This window comes from Leifsonia sp. Leaf264 (assembly GCF_001422325.1).
GTDB lineage: Bacteria > Actinomycetota > Actinomycetes > Actinomycetales > Microbacteriaceae > Orlajensenia.
Window position 1 is genome coordinate 146,528 of the sequence record NZ_LMMR01000007.1, and the last position, 12,641, is coordinate 159,168.

11 protein-coding genes and 2 tRNA genes are annotated in these 12,641 nt (G+C 68.2%); 11 read left to right on the top strand and 2 right to left on the bottom strand.

Features of this window, described 5'->3' with window-relative positions; all coding sequences use genetic code 11:
* Positions 1-70: 70 nt before the first annotated feature.
* The 7 genes from serS (at position 71) to ASF30_RS16515 (ending at position 6,079) form a co-directional block, all read left to right on the top strand.
* Entirely contained in the window at positions 71-1,342 is a 1,272-nt protein-coding gene (serS, locus tag ASF30_RS16485; protein ID WP_055909175.1) for a serine--tRNA ligase, read from the top strand.
* The gene (locus ASF30_RS16490) at positions 1,339-2,184 is read left to right on the top strand and encodes an HAD family hydrolase (protein WP_200918470.1); all 846 of its coding nucleotides are present in this window, start codon (positions 1,339-1,341) and stop codon (positions 2,182-2,184) included. Before serS ends, ASF30_RS16490 begins: the two co-directional genes overlap by 4 nt.
* A gap of 198 nt (positions 2,185-2,382) precedes the next feature.
* Positions 2,383-2,470, top strand: a tRNA-Ser gene (locus ASF30_RS16495).
* A 37-nt stretch (positions 2,471-2,507) separates the two neighbouring features.
* Positions 2,508-3,791 (top strand): LCP family protein, encoded by a 1,284-nt coding sequence (locus ASF30_RS16500; protein ID WP_055909177.1) that lies wholly within the window; start codon positions 2,508-2,510, stop codon positions 3,789-3,791.
* A 25-nt stretch (positions 3,792-3,816) separates the two neighbouring features.
* A complete protein-coding gene (locus ASF30_RS16505; RefSeq protein WP_082467970.1) occupies positions 3,817-4,971 on the top strand; it encodes a calcium:proton antiporter in 1,155 nt (384 codons plus the stop codon).
* A 90-nt stretch (positions 4,972-5,061) separates the two neighbouring features.
* Positions 5,062-5,150, top strand: a tRNA-Ser gene (locus ASF30_RS16510).
* Positions 5,151-5,359: 209 nt separating this feature from the next.
* Positions 5,360-6,079, top strand: coding sequence for a spermidine synthase (locus tag ASF30_RS16515; RefSeq protein ID WP_055909180.1), 720 nt, complete (start codon positions 5,360-5,362; stop codon positions 6,077-6,079).
* Between the two features lie 9 nt (positions 6,080-6,088).
* On the opposite strand, the gene ASF30_RS16520 is transcribed toward ASF30_RS16515, so the two are convergent.
* Entirely contained in the window at positions 6,089-8,482 is a 2,394-nt protein-coding gene (locus ASF30_RS16520) for a hypothetical protein (RefSeq protein ID WP_157497477.1), read from the bottom strand.
* A 120-nt stretch (positions 8,483-8,602) separates the two neighbouring features.
* Between ASF30_RS16520 and ASF30_RS16525 the strand changes: the two genes are divergently transcribed.
* The 3 genes from ASF30_RS16525 (at position 8,603) to ASF30_RS23415 (ending at position 11,270) form a co-directional block, all read left to right on the top strand.
* Entirely contained in the window at positions 8,603-9,307 is a 705-nt protein-coding gene (locus ASF30_RS16525; protein ID WP_055909185.1) for an SOS response-associated peptidase, read from the top strand.
* Between the two features lie 120 nt (positions 9,308-9,427).
* Entirely contained in the window at positions 9,428-10,132 is a 705-nt protein-coding gene (locus tag ASF30_RS16530; protein ID WP_055909188.1) for an endonuclease/exonuclease/phosphatase family protein, read from the top strand.
* 358 nt (positions 10,133-10,490) lie between these two features.
* Positions 10,491-11,270, top strand: coding sequence for a hypothetical protein (locus tag ASF30_RS23415; RefSeq protein WP_055909191.1), 780 nt, complete (start codon positions 10,491-10,493; stop codon positions 11,268-11,270).
* A gap of 93 nt (positions 11,271-11,363) precedes the next feature.
* Here ASF30_RS23415 and ASF30_RS16540 read toward each other — a convergent pair whose 3' ends face one another.
* On the bottom strand, positions 11,364-11,846 hold the full coding sequence (locus ASF30_RS16540; RefSeq protein WP_055909193.1) for a MarR family transcriptional regulator: 483 nt from the start codon (positions 11,844-11,846) through the stop codon (positions 11,364-11,366).
* Between the two features lie 59 nt (positions 11,847-11,905).
* On the opposite strand from ASF30_RS16540, the gene ASF30_RS16545 reads away from it, so the two are divergent.
* Positions 11,906-12,601 (top strand): NAD(P)-dependent oxidoreductase, encoded by a 696-nt coding sequence (locus ASF30_RS16545; protein ID WP_055909195.1) that lies wholly within the window; start codon positions 11,906-11,908, stop codon positions 12,599-12,601.
* The last annotated feature ends 40 nt before the right edge of the window (positions 12,602-12,641 follow it).

The following is a 12,641-nucleotide window of genomic DNA, read 5'->3' on the forward strand; positions in this document are numbered from 1 at the left end:
CGGGTGAGTCCGGCCCCTCGGGCGCCGGCCCGAGAATGGCGCGGAGTCCCGCGATTGTAGACTGACGACCGTGATCGATCCCGTACTCCTCCGCGACCACCCTGCCGTCATCAAGGCCTCGCAGGAGGCCCGCGGGGATTCCCCCGCCCTCGTCGACGAGGCCCTCGAGGCCGACGGCATCCGTCGGTCAGCCATCTCGGAGTTCGAGCGGCTGCGAGCCGAGCAGAACGCCTTCGGCAAGCGCGTCGCCCAGGCGGCACCCGACGAGAAGAAGGCCCTCGTCGCCGAGGTGCAGCAGCTCGCGGCCCGCGTGAAGGAGGCGAACCAGACGGCGACGGATGCCGCTGCCCGCTTCGACGAGATCGTGCGGGGTATCGGCAACGTCATCATCGACGGCGTTCCCGCCGGGGGAGAGGACGACTTCGTCACTCTCCGCGAGGTCGGCGAGATCCCCACGTTCGACTTCCCGGCGCGCGACCACCTCGAGATCGGCGAGATCCTCGACGCCATCGACATGAGCCGCGGAGCCAAGGTCAGCGGCGCCCGCTTCTACTACCTCAAGGGCATCGGAGCCCGCCTCGAGATCGCACTCATGAACATGGCGCTCGACCGTGCGCTCGCCGCGGGGTTCGTTCCTCTCATCACGCCGACGCTGGTGAAGCCCGAGATCATGCAGGGCACGGGCTTCCTCGGCGCCCACTCCGACGAGGTCTACTACCTCCCCAAGGAGGACCTCTACCTCACCGGCACCAGCGAGGTCGCGCTCGCCGGCTACCACTCCGACGAGATCATCGACGTGGAGAAGGGCGCCCTCCGCTACGCGGGCTGGAGCACCTGCTACCGCAGCGAGGCGGGCAGCCACGGCAAGGACACCCGCGGCATCATCCGCGTGCACCAGTTCAACAAGCTGGAGATGTTCTGCTACATCATGCCCGCCGAGGCCGAGGCGGAGCACGAGCGCCTGCTCGCCCTGCAGGAGGAGATGCTGCAGTCGCTGGGGCTCAGTTACCGTGTCATCGACACCGCGGCCGGAGACCTCGGATCGAGTGCGGCCCGCAAGTTCGACGTCGAGGCCTGGGTGCCGACGCAGAATGCCTACCGCGAGCTCACCTCGACCAGCAACTGCACCACCTTCCAGGCGCGCCGCCTCGACACCCGCTACCGCACCGAGAGCGGCAAGACGGCTCCTGTCGCCACCCTGAACGGCACTCTCGCCACCACCCGCTGGATCGTCGCCATCCTGGAGACCCACCAGCTGGCCGACGGATCCGTGCGCGTCCCGGAGGCGCTGCGTCCCTACCTCGGCGGCCTCGAGGTCCTCGAGCCTGTCGCCAGCCGATGAGCCTCGCGCCCGAGGACGACGACATCACTCCCGTGGCGGCATCCGAGCGCTGGCTCATCGCGCTCGATGTCGACGGAACGGTGCTGCACGAGGACGAGACGCTGAGTGCCGCCGTGCGCGACGAGATCGAACGGGTGCGGCAACTCGGCCACGAGGTCACCCTCGCAACGGGGCGCAGCTGGTCGGCGTCCAAGTCCGTGCTCGACGACCTCGGCCTCGAACCGGAGTTCGTGGTGTGCTCCAACGGTGCCCTCGTCATGGAGCGCGACGCATCGGAGGCCGACGGCTACAGGCGCGCACACGTGGAGACGTTCGATCCCGGCCCCGTCCTGGACCGCATCCGCACCCACCTGCCGACGGGTCGGTTCATGGTCGAGGATCCGACGGGATTCAGGCTGTACACGGATGGCATGACCGAGTGGAATCTCGAGAATGCGCGCCTCGTGCCGTTCGAGCAGCTCGCCGAGCAGCCCGCGACCCGAGTCGTCGTGGTCTCGCCCGACCACGACCTCGAGGAGTTCCTCTCCATCGTCGAGGGCATGGGCCTGCACCAGGTGACCTACGCCATCGGCTGGACGGCGTGGCTCGACATCGCGCCGGACGGCGTGAACAAGGCGACCGGCCTCGAGCGGGTGCGCGAGCACCTCGGAATCCCGCGCTCGCGGGTGTTCGCCGCCGGCGACGGCAGGAACGACATCGACATGTTCCGCTGGGCCGGCGTCGAGGGGCGCGCGGTCGCCATGGGACAGGCGCCGGATGAGGTGAAGGACGTCGCGACCGAGGTCACCGCATCGGTGCACGACGACGGCCTCGCCCGGGCGCTGCAGAGCTTCGGGGACTGAGCATGCGGATGCCGGATGCGTGCCTCGATCGGCATCCGTCAGCCCGCCGCTGCTGATCAACCGGCGTTTCCACGGGGCTCATGCAGAGCCTTCGCAGGTACGTCTGGAACTGTGAGAACACCGTCATCGGCTAGAATCGAGCCCTGTTCGTTTCATGCCACCCCCATTCGCGAAGGCGAATCAGCCTGAACTGAACATGGAGGGCTGTCCGAGCGGCCGATGGAGCCAGTCTTGAAAACTGGTGGGCAGAAATGTCTCGTGGGTTCGAATCCCACGCCCTCCGCCAGCCCCTGACAGCGCATCCGACTATTGAGAGGAACTGTGTGAGCGACGATCTTCGCCATCACTCCCGCCGGTCCTTGAAGACCCCGGGCGTTGCCAGGCACGGCAGGCTGAAGAAGTCCAGTGCGACGGCGACGGCGTTCAAGGCGCTCGCCTCCGCGATGGCCGTCGTGTTCGTGGCCGGCGTGTCCGTCGTCGGCATCGCGAGCCTCAGCCTCGCCTCCGAGGTGGGCCCGGGCGTCACCCTCGAGAACGAGAAGACCCTTGGCGCGATCCCGCAGATCGGCGCCATCGACGGCGGAGCCAACGTGCTCCTCGTCGGCAGTGACAGCCGCGAGGGCCAGGGCGGCGGCTACGGCGAGGAGAGCGGCGACCTCAACGACGTCACCATGCTCCTCCACATCGCGCAGGACCACTCCAGCGCATCGGTCATCAGCTTCCCCCGCGACATGTTCGTGCCCATCCCCGAGTGCCCCGACCCCGATGGCGGCACCTTCGACGCGATGAGCAGCCAGAAGATCAACACCACCCTCGGCTACGGCGGCCTCGCCTGCACCGTGCTCACCGTCGAGCAGCTCACGGGCCTCTCGATCCCGTTCGCGGCCGAGGTGCAGTTCAACGGAGTCATCGCGATGTCGGATGCCGTCGGCGGTGTTCCCGTCTGCGTCGCCGAGCGCATCGAGGACGACCACACCGACACCTACCTCGACCCCGGAATGCACACGCTCTCCGGCCTCGCCGCCCTGCAGTTCCTGCGCACCCGCCACGGAGTGGGAGACGGCAGCGACCTGACCCGCATCTCGAACCAGCAGGTGTTCCTGTCGTCGCTGGTGCGCACCATCAAGAGTGCTGACACCCTCACGAACCCCGTGAAGCTGTACTCGCTCGCGAAGGCGGCGCTCAGCAACATGAAGCTGTCGAACAGCCTGCAGAACATGGACACCATGGTCTCGATCGCGATGGCGCTGAAGGACATCGACCTCAACAGCGTCGTGTTCGTGCAGTACCCGACGGGCAGCACCGAGGGTGGCGTCGTGCCGCGCGAGGACGCGGCCGACGCCCTGAACGCCGCATTGCTCGCCGACCAGCCCATCTCGCTCACCGGCGACACCGGCGGATCGGTCGCCGACCCGAACGCGCCGGCCGCCACCGAGACTCCCGCTGCCACCGAGGAGCCGACGGCCACCGAGAAGCCGACAGCCACGACCGACCCGAGCAAGCCGCCGGCGACCACCGCTCCGACGACCAAGACCGAGGTCGATGCAGAGGGCCAGACCGCGGGGCAGTACACCTGCTCGAGCGGCCGAACACTCGACGACCAGTAGCCGAACGGAAGGCGGCACCGAGCCGATGACATCCCAGTCTCCCGACCCAGAGACTCCAGGCACGCCATCGATCGAGACGCCTTCCGGCGGACGCCTGCAGCGTTGGCTGCCGATCGTCGTCCCGGTGCTGGGCATCGTGGTGCTGGTCGCCGGGTGGGGCCGGGACCTCAACGGCGTCGTGGTCGCCCTGGTCGCCGTCGCGCTGGCTGCCGTCGTGCTGGCCGCCGTCCACCACGCCGAAGTGCTCGCCCATGCCGTCGGCGAGCCATTCGGCTCGCTGATCCTGGCGGTCTCGGTGACAGTCATCGAGGTCTCACTCATCATCACCCTGGTCACCGCCGGCGGCGAGGGCTCGGAGACCCTGGCCAGGGACACCGTGTTCGCGGCCATCATGATCACCCTCAACGGCATCGTCGGCATCGCGCTCCTCCTGGGGGCGTTCAAGCACGGCCCGGTGAAGTTCAACGCCGAGGGCACGGGCGGCGCCTTGGCGACGGTGGTGGCGCTCGCGACGCTGTGCCTCGTGCTGCCCACGTTCACCTCGTCGCAGGGACCGGTGTTCAGCTCACCGCAGCTGATCTTCGTCGCCCTGGCATCGGTGGTGCTCTACGGCATGTTCGTCGCGGCCCAGACCGTCGGCTACCGGGAGATGTTCGTTCCGGTCGTGACCGAGGGGGAGAGGGGCCGGACTGCGGATGCCCGTGAGCACGCGAGCACGCCGTCGCGTCGCGAGGCGCTCGTCAGTCTCGTCCTGCTGCTCGTCTCCCTGGTCGCCGTCGTCGGCCTGGCCAAGCTCGAGTCGCCGTCCATCGAGGCCGGCGTGGCGGCCGTGGGCTTCCCGCCCTCCTTCGTCGGCGTGGTCATCGCGCTCCTGGTGCTCCTGCCCGAGGGCATCGCCGCCGTGCGCGCCGCCCGTCAGAACAAGGTGCAGACCAGCTTCAACCTGGCGCTCGGCTCCGCGATGGCGAGCATCGGGCTCACGATCCCGGCGATGGCCGTCGCCTCCTTCTTCATCGCGGGCCCCCTCGCCCTCGGGCTCGGATCGACGCAGATCGTGCTCCTCGTGCTCACGGTGCTGGTGAGCATCCTCACGCTCGTACCCGGTCGGGCGACCCGCCTCCAGGGCGGCGTGCACCTCGTGATCTTCGCCGCCTTCATCTTCCTGTCGATCTCCCCGTGACGCCCATCACGCGTCGGTCCGGCGCCTCGATTCTGACGGGGCGCGAAGTGCGGTTATGATTGCTGAGGTGTGTTCGCTCGCGAGCATCCTGGAGACGTCGCATAGTTCGGCCTAGTGCACCACCCTGCTAAGGTGGAGTACCCGAAAGGGTACCGAGGGTTCAAATCCCTCCGTCTCCGCTCAACCGCTGGATCCTCCGTGATCCGGCGGTTTTTTCGTGCCCGCGCCGCCTCGCCCGCACCGCCTCGCACGTGCCGCCTCGCACGTGCCGCCTCGCACGTGCCGCCTCGCACGTGCCGCCTCGCACGAGGGGACGCCGCGGCATGGTGTCGGCATCCGTCGACCGTGCGCGGGCGTCCTCTCGCAGACGGATGCGATGATCAGCGGTATGAGCATGCGCTTCGAGGAACTCGACTGGCAGCAGACCGCGATGGGCGACCTCAGCCTGCGGCGTCGCGTCGAGCCGTCGCTCGGGGTGGAGGTCTTCGAGGTGAAGCTCGGCGACGAGTACCTGATGTCGAGCCTCTTCACGGTCGCGGAGGAGGAGCTGGCGGCTCTCGGGCTGGCGGCATCCGTCGGCGACGAACCGGCGTCGCTCGACGTGCTCGTGGGCGGGCTGGGATTGGGCTACACCGCCATCGCCGCGCTGCGCGACCCCCGGGTGCGCTCGTTGACCGTGATCGACACGATGCCGGCGGTCATCGACTGGCACGAGCGCGGACTGCTGCCGGTCTCGAAGACTCTGACGACGGATCCCCGCACCAGCCTCGTGCTCGACGACTTCTTCGCGGTGATGCGGCGGGGACCGGGCGACGGCGATGCCCGCTGGGACGCGATCCTGCTCGACGTCGACCACTCCCCGCGGCACCAGCTCGACCCGAGTCACGCCGATCTCTACACCGTGGCCGGGCTGCAGGCCCTCGCGCGGCACCTCGTCGACGGCGGAGTGTTCGCGCTGTGGTCCGACGATCCGCCCGACGAGGAGTTCCTGGCGAGGATGGCGCGCGTCTTCGCCGACCCCGTGGCGCACGTCGTCGACTTCGCGAACCCGATCACCGGCGGCACGTCGTCGAACACGGTCTACGTGGCGCGCTCTACGGCTGCGTGATGCCCGCATTCACGGATGGGCGGGAAGCGCCCCCTGCAACCGGGTGAGGAGGACGGTCAAGGCGACCTCCTCGTCGATGGTCGGCTTCCAGAAGAGCGCCTTGCCGAGCTCGGCGAGGGTCTCGACGAAGGTCTCGGGGCCTTGGAGTGCCTCCGTCAGTCCGCGGACGCTGAAGTTGCGGTCGTCCGTGAAGTACCCGGCCGCGGCGATCCTCCTGGGGCGGATCGGCGCGAGCTCGGCGGGCGCGGGGTCATCGAGCACGGCCAGGACGACCCTGATGATGGCCGCACTGTCCAGAAGGTGACGGAACTCGGGCGGATCGAGCTTCAGGTGCTCGCGAAGTCCCGGAAGGTTGGGCAGTTCCGGGTCGAGTGGAGTGTTGATCCCGACTGTCTTCAGAGCCGGTTTCAGTTCACGGAACCGTCCGAGGGTCCATACGTCGGTCGTGTCGAGCAGGACGAGCCGACGGATCTCGTCGATGGTCGCGAAGGGACCGAGCTCGGGGTCGTCTGCGACTCCGCTCTCGCCGGGAGTCGGAAGCGCGCGCCGCAACGGTGCTGCAACAGCCGCCGCTCGTCTGGCAGGGTGCCCACGATGACGTTGCGCGATCGCCGTGGCGTACGAGTAGGCGACATCGGGGTCCATGGACGTTCGCCCTTGGCTCAACCAGAGGCCGACAGCGGCACGCAGGTCGTCATCGCTCGGATCGCTGACGATGGCTTTGAAACGGTCGCGGGAGATCGCGGACCGCTGGCGGAGCTGATCGATCGCCTCCTCCCGCTCACGCGGGGGATCTCTGAAAAGGGCGGGCAGCAGTGCATCGAAGGCCTCGATGAGACGGGCCTTTCCCTCGATTGTCAGTGGTGCGACATCAGTCGTCGGCTTTCCGGCTGCTCGTTCGTTGTATGCGGCTGCGTCCCGATTGCGGGCGGCGACGATGTAGTTGTACAGGAGCTGGAGCATGAGGAAGTCGGGCTCAGCGTGCTCTTCTGGACGCGGCGCGGCGTTGACCTCGACCTCGCGGAACACCGGTTCGAAGCCGGCGAGGAGGGACGAGTGGTTGATCATCGGCTCGAGCGCGTCCATGAACGCTGACAGCGTGGGCGAATCGGTCTTCGCTATGTTCTCGCCGTACAACAGGATCGCCTGGGCCCGGAGGTTGTTGCTGTCGGCTTTCACAGCCTCGCGGAGGAGTTCCCTGCGAGATCCGCTGTCCTTCGTGGACAGGGCGATCATCGTGTAGCCGATGCTCTTCCACCTCGTGGCACCGTAGAACCCGTTCATGTCGTCGTAGGAGGCGGCCACCTCGAGAGTGGCGAAGGCCGCGGCCATCTGCATCATCGCCGGCCCGCGGGCCTCGGCGACGATACCGGGCGACGAATCGAGACCGACCTTCTCGACGCGCTGGGTTCGTCCGTTGCGGTCAAGGCTGAAGATGGCGGTCGAGTCATCGAGGACCGTCACCCCGAGCCTCCACGGATTGATGTTCAGCAGGAGCTGGATGACGGAACCGACGAAGGCCGAGAGCTTGGACTCCGCCTGCGTCGTCAACGCGACGAAGTCCGTGATGTCCGTGGGCCGTGGCAGGGCGATGTTGCCTGCGGGCGCATCTCCCACTTTCCGCAGGCACGCGGTCAGATCATCGGTCGGTCCTCGTTGAAGGGCGCCGGTCTTGTCGACGACACTCACCTGCATGCTCCGCCGCGTGGCGAGAGCGTGTGCGATCTTCACAGTGCCGCCGATGACGAGGAAGGCGAGAACGGCGATCACGACGATCCGGATCCCGAGCGGGTACATCGAGAGCAGGCCGGCGGTGACCGCCAGGAAGAATCCGACGGTCGAGATGGCGACGGTGACCAGACCGCCTGCGACGTCGTCCTTCCTCCGCCTCTCGGTCGTCGAACCGGTGCTGAGCGCTGGGAGAAACGCGGCGCCCACCCTGGCCAGCAGGAAGATGGTCGCCCACGTGACCAGAAGCGCGGACAGAAGACCAGCGAGCGGCATCAGAGACGACTCCACGAAGCCGTCCCACGCATCGCCGATGGATTGGGCGGGGGTCTTCGTCGGTGCGGGGGAGTGCGCGAGCGCGTCGGCCCACTCATCGGCGCATGCTGTCGCAAGGTCGCCGTCGCCGGCTCCGGCGAGTCCGGCGGATCCCCGGTCGATGGCGGGCTGGCGATACTGCTGGATGAGCGTCAGGGCGGCCTCCGCGTCGCCCTTCGCCAAGAGCGAGGCCGCTCTCTGGCAGACGGCGTCGTCTGATGCAGTCGGAACCCGACTCGGTATCGCATCCGCCGGAGTGCTGGCGCCGACCCATAATGCGACGGCCAGGAGGCAGATCGCCGTGATCGTGTGCGGCCGACGGGTCAGCCATGCTCTCAACCGTGCCGACGTCGATGCCACCGAGACCTCCAGCATTCGGGTTGCGGAAGTAGTGGTCCGAATTTACTGGGTCTCGGCCTCCCGCACCAGCATCTCGAGCGGCACTGGTGCCGGCATCCGGATGTCGTACAGACTGGCGGGATGTGCGGAAGATTCGCCAACGACGCGAAAGTCGATGAACTCATCCAGGAATTCGTGGCGCAGGGCAACGACTACAGGGACTGGCGTCCGACGTACTCGATCGCGCCGACCGACGTCGTGCCCATAGTGCGCGAGCGCCAGCACCACGACACCGGCGAGATCACGCGCAGCATCGAGCCGGCCGTGTGGGACTTCCATCCCTCGTTCATCAAGGACTCGAAACGCCCCAATTTCAACGCGCGCATCGAGACCGTGGCCACGAACGGCATGTGGAAGGGCGCCTTCGCCGGCTCGCGCTGCATCGTGCCGATGCGCGGCTACTACGAGTGGGAGGGCGAACCCGGTCACAAGCGGGCGCACTTCATCCAGGGCCCGGGGAGCCTGCTCGCGGCGGCCGGTCTCGCGACGGCCCGCAAGGTCGACGACCAGTGGGTGGTGTCGACGGCCATCATCACCCGGGCGGCTCGGGATGCCTCCGGCGAGATCCACGATCGGATGCCGGTCTTCCTCGAGCGCGCGGTCTGGGACGAGTACCTGGCGCCGGTGAAGCTCGACGACGGCGGCAAGGAGCACCTCCTCGCGCTGCTCGACGCCGAGTCCGAGAAGGTGGCGGCCACCATCACGACGTTCGAGGTCGACCCAAGAGTGAACAACACGCGCACGGTCGACCCCGAGGACCCGACGCTGATCGAACCGATCGGCTGAGGACGGCATCCGCGACAGCCGCCGGCATCATACTTTTCAGTCGCTGCACAGTCCACGTTCAGACGTGCGTCCGCCATCGCCGTAGGCTTGACGGGTCCGCCGAGTACGGGAGAAGTCACCGTGAAGGTCATCAGCTACAACCTCCGGAAGCACCGCGCGATCGGCGAGCTGACGGAGATCGTGCAGCGTCACTCGCCCGACGTGCTGTGCCTGCAGGAGTGCGACGACAGGGCGCTGCCGGAGTTCATCGGCGACCTCCACCTGTCCGATGCGACGGCTCGCAACAGGCTCGGCCTGGCCGTGTACCACCGCAACGGCCAGTACACGGTGCAGCGCACGAAGGCCTTCGAGCTCAAGCGCTCGCTGTACGACCGCGTGGCCAAGCCGGCCCATGAGCGTCTCATCGCCGTGAGGCTCCGCGACGAGGAGCACGACCGCGAGTTCGTGGTGGCGTCGTTCCACGCGGCCCCTCTCACGGCGCTCAACTCGCTGCGGCGCAAGCAGATCCACGCCGCGCTCGCCGAGATGCAGCTGATGGGCCCCGGCCTGCCCGTGCTCATGGTCGGCGACTACAACTACCCCGTGTTCAAGGCGGGACTGAGCGACAAGATCACGGCATCCGGCTACGATCTCACCCTCAGCGACAGCCGCACCTACACGCGCTACAAGGTGTTCCGCGGCCACTTCGACCTCGCGACGTCGGTCGGGCTCTCGATCGAGAGCGTGGTCACGCTGCCGCGCGGCTCGTCCGATCACCTGCCCATCCTGGTGACATCGAGCTATTCGGATGCCGCAGCTCCATCGAGGGCGGCCGAGGCGAGCTGAGGCCGCCCGGCCCACGCCGCATGCGCCGCCGCAATGGCGCGCGGGGTCCGTCCGCGCCGTCGGTGCCGTGTGCGCGCTCTCAGCGCTATGCCAGCCCCGGTACAGAACCTGCACAGGGCGATCGCCTAGATTTCTTCAGGACGTGCCGATCCCCCCATCGGCATGATCCGCTCTGCCACTGACCGCGCATCGCGCGGCAGTGGCAGAGTTCTGCGTGGTCAGCCACGCGGGGCACGGGCCCGATTCCCGTGCCACAGCCAGCCTGTGTGCTGCACGACCCGAGGTGCAGCGCCGCGGCTCACGCCTGCCATCACGCAGTCCGTCGCCCGCAGCAGGGAAGAACGAGCATTGGACCCCTGTGCGCCGTCACGCCCCCACCATCACTCCCCGCACCCGCCGCAACCGCATCATCGCGACCACCGCCATCGCGCTCGTCGCAGCCGGAAGCGTGCTCTCAGCCCCGTTCATCGCCAACGCCAGCACCGACCAGGCCGCCGCCCAGCGCGAGACCGCCGCCCTCTCCCAGCAGGGCGCTCTCGACAGCGACCACCTCTCGTTCTACGAGGACATCGCCGCCTACAAGGCGCAGAGTGCCGCGAAGACCACCATCGCCAGCGCCAACAAGGTCATCGCCTCGGCCACGTCGAAGGTCGATGCCTCAGCCCTGGAGACCAGCGTCTCCCAGCTCGCCGACTACAGGCTGCTCAGCGTCGGTCGCACCGTCGCACTCACCGACGCGACGCAGGCCGCCGCCGACCAGACGGCAGCAGCCGTCGCCGCTGCGGATGCCGCGGCCGCCGCCGCAGCTGAGGCCGCACGCGTCGCGAACACCCCCGACGGAGCTCGCGCCACGGCGCGCCAGCTCGCCGCCACCCAGTACGGCTGGGGCGACGACCAGTTCCAGTGCCTCGACAGCCTCTGGACCAAGGAGTCCGGCTGGAACGTCAACGCCAGCAACGGCAGCTCCGGAGCCACCGGCATCCCGCAGGCCCTGCCGGGATCGAAGATGGCCAGCGCCGGTTCGGACTGGGCCACGAATGCCGCGACACAGATCTCCTGGGGTCTCGGTTACATCGCGGGCAGCTACGGCTCACCGTGCTCGGCGTGGAGCCACAGCCAGTCGGTCAACTGGTACTGAGTCCGGTCGGCTCGGCGCCCGTCGCGCCGAGCCCCTCGCTCAGTCCTCGGCGACCGGTCACTCCTCGGCGACCGGTCACTCCTCGGCGAACGGTCACTCCTCGGCGAACAGCCCCGTCGCGACGCGGCCGGCCTCGGCCGATCGGCGCAGGAACCCCGTGATCACCTCGAGCTGGTCCTCGTCGTAGTCCGCGCACAGTCGATCCATCTCGCTGTTCATTCCCGTGTACAGCCGGAACATCTCGCGATTGCGTTCCGGCTCGATCCGGATGAGCACCGATCGTCGATCGGCCGGATCGCGGTCGCGGGCGATCCACAGGCCCTTCTCCAGCCGGTCCAGGATGCCGGTGAGGGTGGCCGGATGCACTCCGGCGAGCCTGGCCAGCGCCCCGGGACTCAGCGGCCCGTTGGCCGAGATGAGATCGAGGCAGTCGAGATCGACATCGCGCAGCCCGGCCCGCAGCCCCACCTGGTGGTTGAGTACCGAGAGCTGCACGCGCAGCTCGCGGAGGCCGTCCTTCGCTGCTGTGACGGCGCGACGGTGGGCGGCATCCGCCCCATTCTCTTCGATAGTCATATGATATGGTTTCCGTAAGATATGGATCTCTGAACATATGGTACCGACTGGAGCAGCCCATGCACATCACCGTCTTCGGGGCGAACGGCCCCACCGGGCGCCTGCTCGTCCAGCAGGCGCTCGCCGCAGGCCATGACGTCACGGCCGTCACCCGTCGACCCACCGACTTCCCGCTCCGCGACGACGCCCTCCGAATCGTCGAGGGCGACGTGTACGACGCAGCCGCCGTGTCTGCCGCAGTGGAGGGAGCGGATGCCGTGCTCTCGGCGCTCGGAGTTCCCTACGGCCGCGACGAGATCACCGTCTACTCCGTGGGGGCGAGGAACATCCTGGCCGCCATGGCCGAGAACGGCGTGACTCGATTCGCCTGCGTGAGCTCCAGCGCGCTCGATCCCGCCGCCGGCCCGCACGGTGGATTCCTCTTCGAGAAGCTGCTGCAGCCCGTCATCGTGAACGTGTTCGGGCGCCAGCTCTACGCCGACATGCGCCGGATGGAGGAGATCGTCACGGCGAGCGACCTGGACTGGACCATCGTGCGCCCCTCCGGGCTGTACGACGGTGACGGCGTCACCTCGTACGCCTACGCCGAGCGCTACACGCCCGGTGCCTTCACGTCGCGGGCCGACCTTGCGAACGTCCTGCTGCGCCAGGCCGAGGAATCGACCTACGCCCGCCGCATCGTGGCGGTGTCGAGCACCGAGGGGGCGCCGACCGTCGCGCAGATGATCCGGCGCGAGGCGTTCGGGAAGAAATAGCGGCGGCAGGCGGCGTCGGTGGGTGAAGCGTAAACTTGAC

Excerpts from the sequence above, each read along its gene's own strand:
- ASF30_RS16505 (WP_082467970.1), top strand. The coding sequence starts at position 3,817 with ATGACATCCCAGTCTCCCGACCCAGAGACTCCAGGCACGCCATCGATC.
- ASF30_RS16490 (WP_200918470.1), top strand. The coding sequence starts at position 1,339 with ATGAGCCTCGCGCCCGAGGACGACGACATCACTCCCGTGGCGGCATCC.
- ASF30_RS16540 (WP_055909193.1), bottom strand. The coding sequence starts at position 11,846 with ATGACTATCGAAGAGAATGGGGCGGATGCCGCCCACCGTCGCGCCGTC.
- ASF30_RS16525 (WP_055909185.1), top strand. The coding sequence starts at position 8,603 with ATGTGCGGAAGATTCGCCAACGACGCGAAAGTCGATGAACTCATCCAG.
- ASF30_RS16515 (WP_055909180.1), top strand. The coding sequence starts at position 5,360 with ATGAGCATGCGCTTCGAGGAACTCGACTGGCAGCAGACCGCGATGGGC.
- ASF30_RS16545 (WP_055909195.1), top strand. The coding sequence starts at position 11,906 with ATGCACATCACCGTCTTCGGGGCGAACGGCCCCACCGGGCGCCTGCTC.